Here is a 12,892-nt window from a genome sequence, read left to right on the forward strand (position 1 = left end):
CCTCAACTGGGGGTCTTGGTGGCCGGCGCCCGAGGGAGGGGCGGACGCCGGCCGGGATGACCGGAATCAGCGCGTCGGCGCGTCTTCGGTCAGGGACACGGTGTGCAGGGCGTAGTTCGCGCCGCGCGGGTGCTGTGAATAGCCCACGACATGCTCGGACTGCGCGCCCAGCAGGTCGAAGAAGCACGGCACCAGCGCCGGGACCTCTTCACGCATCATCGCCTGCGCCTGCGCGTAAAGCTCTGCGCGGGCATCGCTGTCCGTCGTCTGGTCGGCCTTGGCCACCAGCGCGTCGAACTCGGCGTTGTTCCACTTCGTCTCGTTCCAGGACGCATCTGAAGTGAACAGCAGGTTGAAGATCGTGCCCTCGGTCGGCTGCATGTTGTAATAGCCGACGTAGAAGCGTCCCTTCTTCCAGACCTGGTCCAGATAGGTCGAGTGGTCCATCGTCTGCACGCTGATGTCGAAGCCGCCGGCCCGCGCCATCTCGCGCACGACCACGGCCAGCGAGGCGCGGTAGTCGGGCTTGACCGAGGCGACCAGTTCCAGCTCGATCCCGTCCGGATAGCCGGCCTCGGCCAGCAGTTCCTTGGACCGCTCGGGATCAAAGGGCTTCAGCTCGGCCTCGGAATAGTAGCGGTAGGCCGAGTTCACCGGCGTATCGTTCCCGGGCGTGCCATAGCCCTCGGCGACCAGCTCGACGATGGCCTGGCGGTCCAGGGTCAGCGACAGCGCCTCGCGCACGCGGTGGTCATCGAACGGCGCCTGGGTGCAGTCCATCACGATGTCGAGGAACCGGCCCGAGGGCGTCCGTAGCCCGGTCACGCCGGGCGCGGCCGAGATCCGGTCGAAATCGGTCGGCTGAACTTCAAGCAGCAGATCGACTTCGCCGGCCAGCATCGCGGCCGAAGCACCGGCGGCATCCGGGAAGGTCAGGATCTCGACCCCGTCGAGATAGGGCTGCTCGGGGATGAAATAGTCGGGGTTCTTTTCCAGAACGACCTTCTGATCGGGCAGGAACTCGGCCAGACGGAACGGGCCGGAGCCGACAGGCGTGGTCGCGAGGCTCTCGAAATCGCCGGTCGCGATCTCGGCAGGGATCACCTTGGCAGTCGGATAGGACAGCGCCACCGGAAGGTCGGCATAGGGCGTCGCGGTGCGGATCACGACCGCGAAATCGCCATCCGCGGTCACGCTCTCGATCGGGCCGAGGTTGCGGCTGCCGGGCGCGCCGGTCTCGGGGTCCAGCAGCTTGGTGAACGAGGCGGCGACATCCGCCGATGTCACCGGCTTGCCATTCGAGAAGACCGCATCCTCGCGCAGGGTGAAGCGCCACTCGGTCGCGTCGTCGTTCGCGCTCCACTCGGTGGCGAGGTCCGGCTGCGCGGACATGTCGCCGCCCAGCGTGGTCAGGCCCGAGTACAGCATCTCGGAGAGCATGTATTCCGAGTTCAGCCGCGTCAGCATCGGGTTCAGCACCGACGGGGTGATGTTCAGCGCAACGCGCAGCGTGCCGCCGGGGGTCGCGGCACGGGCCTGCATCGCGGGAAGCGCGGCGGCCAGCGCGACGGCACTAGCGCCGAGCTGCAGGAACCGTCGGCGGCTTGTCCGTAGGTTGTTCATTGGTGGACCTCTCTGCTGGGGAAGTGCCCGCGTTGGGGCTGGGGGGACGTTCGCTTTGCGCGAATTCTGCGTCGAAGAAGTTCTCGACCGCGCGGGAGAGCGCGATCAGGTCGCCGTCGGTGGTGTGCTCGTCGGCGGCATGGACGTTGCGGCCGGGGCGCGACAGCCCGCCCAGCAGCATGTGCTGCTGACCGGCGCGCTGCACCCAGCCAAAATCGCTCGAGGTGCCTGAGCCGTATTTCTGGAAGGCATCCTCCGGCAGCCCAAACGCGTCGGCGCGCGCCAGCGTCCAGCGCCTGGTCGCCGGCCCGTCCGGGTCCGAGACCGGAGGCAGGTGCCCGACCTCTTCCACCGACCAGGACTGCACCTTGGTGCCCTGGAGCGCCGCGATCAGCCGCGCCTCGATCTCTGAGCGGATGGCCTCTGGCGTTTCATCAGGCAGGTAGCGCCGGTTCAGCGTGATATCACAGCGCCCCGGAATGGCCGAACCCTTGTCCCCGCCGTGGATCGCGGTCACCGACAGGCGCGCGCGCAGCGGTCCGTCGGCCCAAGGCGGCGGCGGCATGTCGGTGGTGCGCTCTGTCAGCCCGGCGTTCAGGTCCTGCATCGCGGCCAGCACCGGGGCGGCGGCCTCGACGGCGTTGATGCCCCGATCAGGCTCGCCCGAATGCGCCGTTCGGCCTTGGAGCGTGACCACGAAGTCCATCGAGCCGAGGCAGCCCGCCCAGATCCGCGGCTCCGCCGAGCCGTTCAGGTTCAGCATCACCTCGGGCAAAGACCGGGTTTCCGCCAGGTAGCGGATACCGGGATATAGCCCGCCCTCTTCGTCTGTGCAGAAGGCCAGCACCGGGCGGAAAGCCATCCGGGCGCCGCGCGCCTGCATCCGCAGCAACGCGTCGAGCACCGAGGCGATGGTGCCCTTCATGTCCGCCGTGCCGCGCCCGTAAAGCCGGTCGCCCTCGCGGGTCACCTGCAGCGGCACTTTTGTCCAGCCGTCGCCCACAGGGGCAGTGTCGGTGTGAAAGTAGATCAGCGCCTCGGGCGCATCCGCGGCACCGAGGTCCGGGCGATAGAGCAGGTTGACCCGCGCCCCATGCACGCCGGGGGCCTGCCAAAGCGCCTCGGGGACCTCCATCCGCTCTGCCGTACCCCCCAGAGGGGCGCACAACTCTTGCAGCAGGTCGGCGAGTTCGGGATAGCTGGCGCCCGGCGGAAAGCAGCTGTCCAGCGAGACCAGCCGCGACAGCATCTGTTCGATGCGGTCGATTTGCGGTTCACAGGGCGGCTGATTTCTCATACCTATATAGAAATCAGATTTCGAATGATCGATCAAGCCCGGGAGGAGCGCAACATGCAGAAAACGGACGTGGACCTCGGCGGCAGCCTCCGCGCGGCCCCTCTGCACGAGCAGATCAAGGACCGGATCCTGCAACGCATCATTCTGGGCGAATGGCCGGAAGGTTATGTTCTGCCACCGGAAATGGAGCTCGCCTCGATGCTGGGCGTGTCCTACGGCACGATCCGCCGGGCGATGAACGACCTGACGCAGCAGGGTGTGATCATGCGCCGCCGCCGCACCGGCACGGTGGTGACGGGGCGGACGCCGCATCACACGCTGTCACGATTCTACCACTACTACCGACTGCACACGACCGAGGGAAAACTCATCAACACCGATGCCAAGGTGCTCCGCGCGGTCCGCGATTCGGCCTCTGCTGCCGAAGCGGACGACCTGCGGATCGCCAAGGGCGACGTCGTGCACCGCATCGACCGGCTGCGGATCGCCGACGGCCGGCCGGTGATGATCGATCGCTGCGTGATCCCCGGCTGGCGCGTGCCGGGATACGAACCGAATGCGAAGAAGACCCCGGCTTTGCTCTACATGTGGCTTCTGGAGACCTATGACGTGCGGCTCAGCGCCGTTCGCGAGCGGATCACGGCGCGGCTTGCCGGCCCCGAGGATTGCCGCCTGCTGAGCCTCAATCCAGGCGAGTGCCACGCGCTGCTCGACATCCACGAGACAGCCTATGACTCGCGCAACCAGCCGATACTGCTGATGCACCACGCCGCGCTGACCGACGCGCATTGCTACGTGAACGAGGTCCGCTGAGCCTCGCGTCGGTGCCTCAGCTTTCGAAGATGGTGCGCCCGCCGACGCGGATTTCGACAGGGACGCGGTAGCGCTGCAGCGCGTCGGGGGCAATCTCCATCCCCAGTCCGGGCGCGTCGGGGACGTGGATCAGGCCCTCGGCATCGGGCGCGATATGGTTCGCCGTCAACTCGCGCGCCAGCGGCTGCAGCGTCGTGGGGAACTCGCAGATCCGGTGTGCCTCGAGCCCGGCATAGGGCTGCAACGAGGCCGACAGCGCCAGGTTCGACGTGAACGTGTGGTTCACGTAGGTCACGCCCTTCGCATCGGCATAGGCCGCCACATCACGCGCCGGGCCGATGCCGCCGATCCGGCCGCAGTCGATCTGGATGTAGCCGACACCACCGAAGTCGATCAGGTGCTCGGCCATGTGGCGGTTGTGCGCGGCCTCGCCCCCGGCAAGGCCGACCGTGTCCATCCGCTCGGACAGCGCGCCATAGGCGGCCAGCGCATCGCCCGCGAAGGGCTCCTCGTACCAGGTCACGCGGTTGCGCTCCATCGCCTCCAGCCGGGCCGCCGCCGCCTCGACGTCCTCGCCAAAGATCTGGCCGGCGTCGATCAACAACACGCCGTCCGGGCCAAGCCCCTCGCGCGCCGCGTCCAGCTGGTCGATATCGCCCTGAAGGCTGTCGCCGAAGGGCGCCCAGCCGAACTTGGCGGCGCGGAACCCGTTGGCGCGGATCGTGCGCGCCCGCTCCAGCGTCTCTTGCGGGGTCTGGCCGAACAGGACCGAGGCATAGGGCAGCTTGGGATAGGCCGCCGCGTAGCCCAGCAACTTCCAGACCGGCACACCGCGCGCCTTGCCCAGCAGATCCCAGAGCGCCATCTCGATCCCCGACCAGGTGTGCGCGGCCTGCAGCAGGTCCATCGAGTTGTAGGCCACGGCGGCCGCCATCGCCCGGATGTCCTCGGGCCTTTCCACCCCCTGTCCCAGCACCGAGGCCGAGACCGGCTGGCACGCGCCATGCGACATCGGCGCAACGAAGGCCGCGATGGACGCCAGCGGCGAGGCCTCGCACTCGCCCCAGCCGGTCAGCCCGCCCGCCGAGACACGCACCACCAGCGCATCCTGACTGCCATCGGCGGCGGTCGTGACCTCGGACATCGACAGGTAGAAGAAATCGACGGCTTCGATTTTCATGGCGTGGCCTTCCGGACGTTCGGCCCAAATGAAGTGCGTGCGAGCCTCAGTGCGGGGCCGGTCGCCAATCCCTAGCACGAGCATCCTCCGACCAAAAACCGGAACTGGTACGCCGTAGCAATCCGGCCTACACCTGCTTCGCGAGCCAGGGAGACCCGCATGCAGAAAATCGCGCTGCCCGAACGACCGCATTGGCGCGAGCACGCGCGGGAGGTCGGCTTCACCTTCGCCGACATGCACGGCGAGCCCTACTGGGACGAGAGCTCGGCCTACGCCTTCACGCTCGCCCAGATCGAAGATGAGATCGAGGACCCCTCGACCGAGTTGCACGCAATGTGCCGTGAGGCGGTCGGGCACATTCTCGGCAGCGAGCGCCTGCTGGACCTGCTGGCGATCCCCGAGGGACGCAGAGACCTTGTCGCGGAAAGCTGGCGTCGGGCCGATCCCGAGATCTACGGCCGGTTCGACCTGGCCTATGACGGGCGCGGTCCGGCCAAGCTGCTGGAATACAACGCCGATACGCCGACCTCGCTCTACGAAAGTGCGGCGTTCCAGTGGCAATGGCTCGAGGACCAGCTGGCCGCCGGCGTGCTGCCCGAGGGGACGGACCAGTTCAACGGCATTCACGAGGCCCTCGTGGCGCGGTTCGGCGCGGTGTTCGAGCCGGACAGCGACCTGCATTTCACCGCCGTCGCAGGAAATCCCGAGGACTACGGCACGGTCGAGGCCCTGGGTTGGGCGGCGCGCGAGGCAGGGCTTGGCGCGCACTACTGCGACCTCGACAAGATCGCGCTCAGCGAGGACGGGCAGTTCCTCGACGACGAGGACCGGGTGATGGGTGTGCTTTTCAAGCTCTATCCCTGGGAGCACTTGTTCCTCGACGACTATGCCGCCCATATCGCCGGATCCCGCTGCCTGTTCCTCGAACCTGCGTGGAAGGCGCTGCTGTCAAACAAGGGCCTGTTGCCGGTTCTCTGGGAGATGTTCGAGGGCCACCCGAACCTGCTTCCGGCATTCTTCGAGCAGGAGGTTGGCGCAGCGATGGCCGGGCAAGGCTCCGTCGCTACACATGTTGCCGAAGCCTTCGTGCGCGCCGAGACGCAGCTTGCCGCTGCGCATGTGCGCAAGCCGATCCTGTCGCGCGAGGGCGCGTCGGTTTCGATCCACGAGGGCGGCCGCATGACCGAGGAAGCCCAGAACACCGAATACGCCGAGCATCCGCGGATCATCCAGGCTTATGCGCCGCTGCCGCAGTTCGACGGATTCCGCCCGGTGATCGGTGCCTGGATCGTGGGCGAGTCCTGCGCCGGCATCGGCATCCGCGAGGATCGCTCGCGGATCACACAGGACCTGTCGCGTTTCAAACCGCACTACATTACCACCTGACCAGCACGCCAGCTGACCGAGAGGACTTGTCATGACCAAACGCTCCAACCGCGTCGCCATCGCGATCCTCGGCGCCGCCGCATTCAGCCTCGCCGGGTGCCGCGAGGAGGAAGTCGACGCGCAGGCCTTCCCCGACCTCGAAAGCTGCACCGCGCAGGCAGAGAAGGGAGGGATGTTCTCGGCTCAGGACTGCGAGGCGGCTTTCGCCGAGGCCGAAACCCTGCACGTCGAGTCCGCCCCGCGATATGACAGCCTCGAGGTCTGCGAAGAACAGCACGGGCCCGGCGCCTGCGGCTCCGAGGCGGGCGCGACCCAGGGCGGCTCTGGCAGCATCTTCATGCCGCTGTTGGCGGGATACCTGATCGGCAACATGATGAGCGGACGCGCGGGCATGTCCGCGGGCCAGCCGCTTTACAAGACTTCGGACGGGCGCTTCACCAATGCCGCCCGCAGCAGCACCTTCTCCAGCAACAGCGGCGCGGCCAAGCTCGGCACCTCGCAGTTCACCAAGCCACCCGCCACCGCGGGCAAAGCCCCGATGACTCGCGCCACGGCAAGCTCCCGCGGCGGGTTCGGCCGTACGGGAGGCTTCGGATCGGGCTTCGGAGGCTGAGCCGTCGGGGTGCATCGAAACCGGATTGACTTCACCAACCAAATTACTCAGAAATAGCGGAGGAGCCACGCGCCAGACCGACGGTCCCCGGCCGAGCGCGGTACAGAGATCATCGAAGGAGACCGTGAAGATGAACGTCTGCATCCGCCAACCCGACCAGATCGTGCATCCGAAGGAAGACGAACTGCCCACCTACAGCGCCCGCGACCTTGTGGGCAACGAGGGGGTACAGGCCCGTCTCGTGCTCGACGGGCTCAGCTATTACCTGCGGATCACGCGGGCCGGGAAGCTGATCCTGACCAAGTAAGCCCGGCGCACGTCAGGGCTTCAGCAGCGGCAGGTCCAGCATCCGGCTGATGAAGGCATCGCCATGGCCCTGCTCGACACGCCGTAAAAGCACCGCATGGGCCGCCCGCGCGACAGAGGGCGAGACTTCACCCAATGCCCGAACAGCGTAGCGCAAGTCCTTCTCGGAATTACGTATTGTGAAGGCGCTGCCGTCGAAATCCCCGCGCAGCGCGGGGCCGACCGCCTTCTCCAGCGTACCGGAACGCGCCGCGCCGGTCATCATCACATCATAGAGCGCCTGCCAGTCGACTCCCTGTTCCCGCGCAGCGCCGTACGCCTCGGCCAGCAGCGCGGTCGTGCCTTGGGTGACAAGGTTGTTGAGCAGCTTGGCCAGATGCCCCGTGCCGACCTCGCCGAAGCGGCGCACGACCTTGGAATAGCTACCGACAACCTGCCGCACTTCCGGAAAATCACTTTCCGAACAGCCTACTAGGGACGCAAGCTCACCTTCTTTCGCCTGCGCCGGCCCACCAGTCACGGGGGCGTCCGCGAACACGGCGCCGCGCGCGGCGACACGGGCCGCGATCTCGCGCGTCGCGCCGGGATCCGCGGTGGTGGCATCGATCCACAACTTCTCCGGCCCCAGAGCCGGGAGGATCTGCTCCGCTACCGCGGCGACCGCAACACTGTCCGAAACGCAGGTCAGTACGACGTCAGATGCCTCGGCCAGAGCAGCAGGTGATGCGACCGTCTCGGCCCCTGCCTCGACAAGCCGGTCGACGGCCTCCGAGGTCCGGCGCGGCGCAAGCAGGACGCGGTGCCCCGAGGCCAGCAAATTCGCTGCCATGCCGGAGCCCATCATCCCCGCCCCGATCACTCCGACGGTCCTTTGCTCCACGCTCATCACGGACCGTAGAACACGCCCACCAACCAGAGTGGCACGGCGGGAACATAGGTCACGAGCAGCAGAACCAGCACCAGGACGCTGATGAACGGCAGGTTGGTGCGCGTCGTGCTCCAGACATCGGTCTTGGCGATCGAGCAGGCGGTGATCAGCACGCTGGCCACCGGCGGCGTCTGCTGGCCGAGCGCGATGTTCAGCGTGATCAGAATGCCGAACTGGATCGGGTCGATCCCGACTTCGTGCACCAGCGGCATGAAGATCGGCACCGTCAGAATGATCGCCGCCGCGCCATGCAGCACCATGCCGACAAACAGCAGGAACACGTTTATGATCATCAGCACCAGGATCTTGTTGGTGGTGATATCGGTGATCCCCGCCGCCAGCCGCTGCGGCAGTTCGGTCTCTGTCAGGTAGAGGCCCAGCACCGCCGAAGCCGCCACCAGCAGCATGACCACCGCCGTCTGGTTCACCCCATCGAGCAGGGCATGGTAAAGCCGCCCGATGTCCAGCTCGCGGTAGACGAAAAGGCCGATCAGCAGCGCCGCCAGCACCGCTAGCCCCGCACCTTCGGTCGCGGTGACGATGCCGCCGAAGATCCCGCCCAGGATGATCACCGGCAGGATCAGTGCCCAGGCCGCGTCCTTGGTGGCGGCCCAGAGGCGGCAGAGGCTGAAACCCTCCTCGCGCGGCAGATCGTATTTCACCGCGAAATAGTAGGACAGCGCCATCAGCAGCAGGCCGCCCAGCAGCCCCGGCACGATACCCGCGACGAACAGCCGGACGATCGAGGTGTCAGACAGCGCGCCGTAGAGGATCATCGGGATCGACGGCGGGATGATGATCGCCAGCGACGCCGAGGAAGATGTCAGCGCGGCCGCGAAGCGGGGCGAGTAGCCCTTCTTCTTCATCGCCGGGATCAGCACCGACCCGGTCGCGGCCACGTCCGCCACCGCCGAGCCGCTGATCTCGGCGAAGAACAGCGACACGCCCACGTTGACCATCGCCAGTCCGCCACGCACGAAGCCGATCAGCGCCGAGACGAAGGCGATCAGCCGGGTCGAGATGCCGCCCGTGTTCATCAGCGCACCGGCCAGGATGAACAGCGGAATGGCGATCAGCGGGAAACTGGTCGCGCCGTCATAGAGCGACAGCGCCGCGTTGAGAAAGCCGAGGTGTCCGTTGAGCAGCCATACGCCCACCAGCGCACTCGCCAGGATGGCGACGGCGATCGGTAGACCGATGGCGATCATCAGGAACATCGACAGCAGGATTAGCGCTTCGGTCATCAGCCGTGTTCCGCCCTGGCGCGGGAAAGCTCGCTTTCGGCGCGCGCGATTTCATGTTCGATCTCGACGCTCTCGGGATCGCGCCCGAGGCGTACGTCCGTCAGGCGCTGCGGCATGTTCAGGAGCCGCCCCACAATCATCAGTGCGGCGCTGATCGGCAGGATCGACTGCACGACGCTGCGCGGCACGAAACGCAGTGTGGTCATCGTCTCGTTGCCGAAGATTTCCAGGATCGCCCAGCCCGCCCAGGCGACAATGCCGAAGGTGGCGAAGAAGATCGCTTCTCCGACCCAGAACAGCACCATGCGCGCCTTGGGCGGTAGCCCGAAGAGCAGCCCGTTGAAGCCCAGGTGCGCGTTGCGAAGCCCGGCGAGCGCGGCACCGGTGAAGGTGATCCAGGCCAGCAGGACGACGGCGACCTCGTCATACCAGATCAGCGAATTTCCAGAGTAGCGGAAGGCGACGCCCAGCAGCACGACGCAGGCCAGCGCGACGATCATCAGGATCGTGGCCAGCTGAAGCGCGGCATCGAGGACGCGGGACAGGCGGGACATCATGTTGGTTATCATCCCCGGATGGTCTGTTGCGGGCGCGGCGGAGTATACCGCGCCCGCGACTGGCTCAGGAGCCTTCGGCCAGCGACAGGACCTGCTCGATCATCGCCTGGCCGTTCTCGACCTCGCTCGCGAACTTCTCGTAGAGCGGCTTCGACGCCTCGACGAAGGCGGCGCGGTCGGCCGTGTTGACCTGCATCCCGCCGGACTTGAGCTGCTCCAGCAACTCGCCATCCTGCGCCGCACCCTGTTCACGCGCCCAGAGCGCGACTTCCTGCGCGGTCTCGGTCAGCACCTGCTGGATTTCCGGGTCCAGTTTCTCGAAGGCGGCGACGCCCACGGTCGGATAGGCGGGCGAGTAGACATGGCCCGACAGCGACAGGTATTCCTGCACCTCGTCCAGCTTGCCGCCGACGATGTTGGTCAGCGGGTTTTCCTGCCCGTCGATGACGCCGGTCTGAAGCGCCACGAACACCTCCGAGAAGGACATCGGCGTCGGGTTCGCCCCGTATTCCTTGAACATCGCCACGCGCCAGGACGAATTGGGTGTGCGGATCTTAAGCCCTTCGAGGTCGGCGGGCGTGTTGATCGGGCGCTCGTTGTTGGTGATCTGGCGGAAGCCGTTTTCCCAGACCGCCAGCGGACGATAGCCCTGTGCCTCGGCGGCGGGCACCAGAACGTCGGCGAAGAACGTCTCGTCGATTCGGGCCAGGTGATCGCGGTCGGCGACCAGGAACGGCAGGTCGAAGATGGCGTATTCGGGCGCGATCTCGGGCATGATCGAAGAGGGCAGAGTCAGGTGCATCGTGCCCAGCTTGATCTTCTGGAGCATGTCCTTGTCCTTGCCCAGCTGCGAGCTGTCGAAGACCTTGACCACCGCCGTGTCGCCCAGCTTTTCGTTGGCCCGCTTGGCGAATTCGCTGGCGCTCTGCTCCTGCAGCGAGCCGGTCGCGGCGCTGATGCCGAAGATGATCTCTTCCTGGGCGACGGCCATGCCCGAGGTCAGGGCGAGGATCGCGGCGCCAGCGAAGGCGTGTCTGATTTTCATGTCATGCTCCCTTTGGTTGGTTTGGCTGCCCGGTGCTCCGGGCGGTCTTGGTCAGCCGGCTTCTGCGACCTGCGTGACCGGGGTTTCGAACATCTCTGCGAGGCCGTCGGCCCCTGGCGTCTGGGGGCGCGCCGGGTGGCGGCCTGCAAGCTTCCGGCCAAGGTTCACCGCGTTGAAGGTCGCGCCGGTGTCGGCGATCCCCTGCCCCGCGATGTCATAGGCGGTGCCATGCGCCGGGGTGACGATCGGAAAGCCGTAGCCCGCGATCAGCGTTACGCCGCGGTCGAAGCCGAGCAGCTTCATCGCGATCTGTCCCTGGTCGTGATACATCGTCATCACCGCGTCGAACTCACCCTTGAGCGCCCGCACGAAAACCGTGTCCGAAGGAACCGGTCCGGTGACCGCCATCTGCTGCTCCTGCGCGCGTTGCACGGCGGGAAGCAGGATGTCCTCGTCCTCGGTGCCGAAATTGCGCCCGTCGCCCGCGTGTGGGTTCAGCGCGGCGAGGCCGATCCGGGGCCGCTCGTAGCCGGCGTCCTCCATGGTCTCGACGGTCAGGCGGATGCTCTGGAAGATGCGCTCGGCCGAAAGCGAGTCCGCGACCTCGCGCAGCGGGATGTGCGACGTGACCCGGGCATTCCAGACCTCATCCAGCACGTTGAACTCGCGCCCACTGCGCGTGGCGCCGATGGTCTGGTCGATGAAACCGATCTCGTCGACATAGTCGGGCTTCGCCAGCCGCATCCCATGCTTGTTGAAGGGCGTGAAGAAGACAACATCGGCCACCCCGGCCTTCGCCAGCCGCAGCGCCGCGGCGAAGTTCTGCAGCGAGGCGGCACCGGTCTCGGCGCTCGACACGCCCAGGGTGATCGCAGCGGGATCGCAGTTCTGCATGTCCACCAGCACCGTGCCCTCGGGCAGACCGCGCTCCAGGTCTTGCGCCAGAACAGTTGGCAGGTCCAGCGTCACGCCCGCCTGCTTGGCCCCCATCGCCACGACCCTCGCATCGCCGATCACGATCAGGTCGCCGGCGTTCGCCTCCGGATCGGCCAGGACGCGGGCGGTCAGCTCGGGGCTGATTCCACCGGCATCTCCGACTGCGAAGGCAACTCTCACTGGGCGATTCATGTATATCCTCATTTTGTATACAAAATACGTTGCACAAGTTCGCCCTCCGTTGCAATAAGAATTATAACCAGCCCGAAGCACCCAGCGCGGAGAGCGGCATGGAGAACATCAGCGTGGCCGCGAGCCCGATCGCGATACGCAAACAGACCCTGCACGATCAGGTCGCGAACCGGATTCGCGACATGATCATCGAGGGTTACCTGGAACCGGGCACGCGGATCGACGAGACCCGGCTGATCGAGCAACTCGACGTCTCCCGCACGCCGTTCCGCGAGGCGCTGCGGACGCTGGCGGCCGAGGGGCTGGTCATTATCCGACCGTCAAAAGGCGCGGTGGTGCGCAAATGGACCCCCGAGGACGTCCATTCGATGTTGGAGGTTCTGGCGCATCTGGAAAAGCTCGCCGGGCAGCTGGCCTGCGCGCGGGCGACCGATGCGCAGATCCAGGCGCTCGTCGACCTGCACGCCCAGATGAAGGCGCATTTCGAGAGGCGCGAGCGCCTGCCCTATTACAAGCTGAACCAGGAATTCCATTCGCGCTTGGCCGAGTGCACCGGCAACGAGACCCTGCTCGAGGTGCAGAGCAACATTCAGGCGCGGATCAAGCGCATCCGTTTCCTGGGCAACCGCAGCCCGGAATACTGGGACGCCGCGATGGCAGAGCACGAGGAGATGGTGCAGGCCCTCAGCCGCCGCGACGCCGAAGCGCTCGGCGAAGTCATGTCCCGCCACCTGTTGAACACGTGGGAGCGGGTCAAGGACAGCGTCTGACG

Annotated in this window: 13 protein-coding genes; 5 read left to right on the top strand and 8 right to left on the bottom strand. The window is 66.5% G+C overall.

All coding sequences use genetic code 11. The features are described from left to right. Positions 1-66: 66 nt before the first annotated feature. A complete protein-coding gene (locus ACW9UR_RS15055) occupies positions 67-1,623 on the bottom strand; it encodes an ABC transporter substrate-binding protein (protein WP_458917847.1) in 1,557 nt (518 codons plus the stop codon). Beyond that, entirely contained in the window at positions 1,574-2,920 is a 1,347-nt protein-coding gene (locus ACW9UR_RS15060) for a M20 family metallopeptidase (RefSeq protein WP_458917848.1), read from the bottom strand. Before ACW9UR_RS15060 ends, ACW9UR_RS15055 begins: the two co-directional genes overlap by 50 nt. A gap of 54 nt (positions 2,921-2,974) precedes the next feature. Here ACW9UR_RS15060 and ACW9UR_RS15065 point away from each other — a divergent pair, with 54 nt between their 5' ends. After that, positions 2,975-3,733 (top strand): GntR family transcriptional regulator, encoded by a 759-nt coding sequence (locus tag ACW9UR_RS15065; RefSeq protein ID WP_458917849.1) that lies wholly within the window; start codon positions 2,975-2,977, stop codon positions 3,731-3,733. Between the two features lie 16 nt (positions 3,734-3,749). Here ACW9UR_RS15065 and ACW9UR_RS15070 read toward each other — a convergent pair whose 3' ends face one another. Then, on the bottom strand, positions 3,750-4,913 hold the full coding sequence (locus ACW9UR_RS15070) for a mandelate racemase/muconate lactonizing enzyme family protein (RefSeq protein WP_458917850.1): 1,164 nt from the start codon (positions 4,911-4,913) through the stop codon (positions 3,750-3,752). Between the two features lie 159 nt (positions 4,914-5,072). Between ACW9UR_RS15070 and ACW9UR_RS15075 the strand changes: the two genes are divergently transcribed. From ACW9UR_RS15075 to hemP, 3 genes are all read left to right on the top strand, one after another. Beyond that, positions 5,073-6,299: a glutathionylspermidine synthase family protein gene (locus tag ACW9UR_RS15075; protein WP_458917852.1), complete on the top strand. Its 1,227-nt coding sequence runs from the start codon at positions 5,073-5,075 to the stop codon at positions 6,297-6,299. Between the two features lie 31 nt (positions 6,300-6,330). After that, complete coding sequence (locus tag ACW9UR_RS15080; protein WP_458917853.1) at positions 6,331-6,912, top strand: DUF1190 domain-containing protein; 582 nt, start codon at positions 6,331-6,333, stop codon at positions 6,910-6,912. 130 nt (positions 6,913-7,042) lie between these two features. Then, complete coding sequence (gene hemP, locus ACW9UR_RS15085) at positions 7,043-7,219, top strand: hemin uptake protein HemP (RefSeq protein WP_458917855.1); 177 nt, start codon at positions 7,043-7,045, stop codon at positions 7,217-7,219. 12 nt (positions 7,220-7,231) lie between these two features. Here the strand turns inward: hemP and ACW9UR_RS15090 are convergent, their stop codons facing one another. The 5 genes from ACW9UR_RS15090 to ACW9UR_RS15110 form a co-directional block, all read right to left on the bottom strand. Then, entirely contained in the window at positions 7,232-8,104 is an 873-nt protein-coding gene (locus ACW9UR_RS15090) for an NAD(P)-dependent oxidoreductase (RefSeq protein WP_458917856.1), read from the bottom strand. Continuing rightward, complete coding sequence (locus ACW9UR_RS15095; RefSeq protein ID WP_458917858.1) at positions 8,104-9,390, bottom strand: TRAP transporter large permease; 1,287 nt, start codon at positions 9,388-9,390, stop codon at positions 8,104-8,106. Before ACW9UR_RS15095 ends, ACW9UR_RS15090 begins: the two co-directional genes overlap by 1 nt. Then, positions 9,390-9,947, bottom strand: coding sequence for a TRAP transporter small permease (locus tag ACW9UR_RS15100; RefSeq protein WP_458917860.1), 558 nt, complete (start codon positions 9,945-9,947; stop codon positions 9,390-9,392). The genes ACW9UR_RS15095 and ACW9UR_RS15100 overlap by 1 nt, the downstream gene beginning before the upstream one ends. Positions 9,948-10,011: 64 nt before the next feature. After that, positions 10,012-10,992, bottom strand: coding sequence for a TRAP transporter substrate-binding protein (locus tag ACW9UR_RS15105; protein ID WP_458917862.1), 981 nt, complete (start codon positions 10,990-10,992; stop codon positions 10,012-10,014). A gap of 51 nt (positions 10,993-11,043) precedes the next feature. Next, a complete protein-coding gene (locus ACW9UR_RS15110) occupies positions 11,044-12,120 on the bottom strand; it encodes a 4-hydroxythreonine-4-phosphate dehydrogenase PdxA (RefSeq protein ID WP_458917864.1) in 1,077 nt (358 codons plus the stop codon). Positions 12,121-12,218: 98 nt separating this feature from the next. Between ACW9UR_RS15110 and ACW9UR_RS15115 the strand changes: the two genes are divergently transcribed. After that, positions 12,219-12,890 (top strand): GntR family transcriptional regulator, encoded by a 672-nt coding sequence (locus ACW9UR_RS15115; protein ID WP_458917866.1) that lies wholly within the window; start codon positions 12,219-12,221, stop codon positions 12,888-12,890. Positions 12,891-12,892 lie beyond the last annotated feature (2 nt).

The sequence above is a fragment of the Halovulum sp. GXIMD14794 genome, from assembly GCF_054457455.1.

Excerpts from the sequence above, each read along its gene's own strand:
- ACW9UR_RS15080 (WP_458917853.1), top strand. The coding sequence starts at position 6,331 with ATGACCAAACGCTCCAACCGCGTCGCCATCGCGATCCTCGGCGCCGCC.
- hemP (WP_458917855.1), top strand. The coding sequence starts at position 7,043 with ATGAACGTCTGCATCCGCCAACCCGACCAGATCGTGCATCCGAAGGAA.
- ACW9UR_RS15065 (WP_458917849.1), top strand. The coding sequence starts at position 2,975 with ATGCAGAAAACGGACGTGGACCTCGGCGGCAGCCTCCGCGCGGCCCCT.
- ACW9UR_RS15055 (WP_458917847.1), bottom strand. The coding sequence starts at position 1,623 with ATGAACAACCTACGGACAAGCCGCCGACGGTTCCTGCAGCTCGGCGCT.
- ACW9UR_RS15100 (WP_458917860.1), bottom strand. The coding sequence starts at position 9,947 with ATGATGTCCCGCCTGTCCCGCGTCCTCGATGCCGCGCTTCAGCTGGCC.
- ACW9UR_RS15105 (WP_458917862.1), bottom strand. The coding sequence starts at position 10,992 with ATGAAAATCAGACACGCCTTCGCTGGCGCCGCGATCCTCGCCCTGACC.
- ACW9UR_RS15110 (WP_458917864.1), bottom strand. The coding sequence starts at position 12,120 with ATGAATCGCCCAGTGAGAGTTGCCTTCGCAGTCGGAGATGCCGGTGGA.
- ACW9UR_RS15095 (WP_458917858.1), bottom strand. The coding sequence starts at position 9,390 with ATGACCGAAGCGCTAATCCTGCTGTCGATGTTCCTGATGATCGCCATC.
- ACW9UR_RS15070 (WP_458917850.1), bottom strand. The coding sequence starts at position 4,913 with ATGAAAATCGAAGCCGTCGATTTCTTCTACCTGTCGATGTCCGAGGTC.
- ACW9UR_RS15090 (WP_458917856.1), bottom strand. The coding sequence starts at position 8,104 with ATGAGCGTGGAGCAAAGGACCGTCGGAGTGATCGGGGCGGGGATGATG.
- ACW9UR_RS15075 (WP_458917852.1), top strand. The coding sequence starts at position 5,073 with ATGCAGAAAATCGCGCTGCCCGAACGACCGCATTGGCGCGAGCACGCG.
- ACW9UR_RS15060 (WP_458917848.1), bottom strand. The coding sequence starts at position 2,920 with ATGAGAAATCAGCCGCCCTGTGAACCGCAAATCGACCGCATCGAACAG.
- ACW9UR_RS15115 (WP_458917866.1), top strand. The coding sequence starts at position 12,219 with ATGGAGAACATCAGCGTGGCCGCGAGCCCGATCGCGATACGCAAACAG.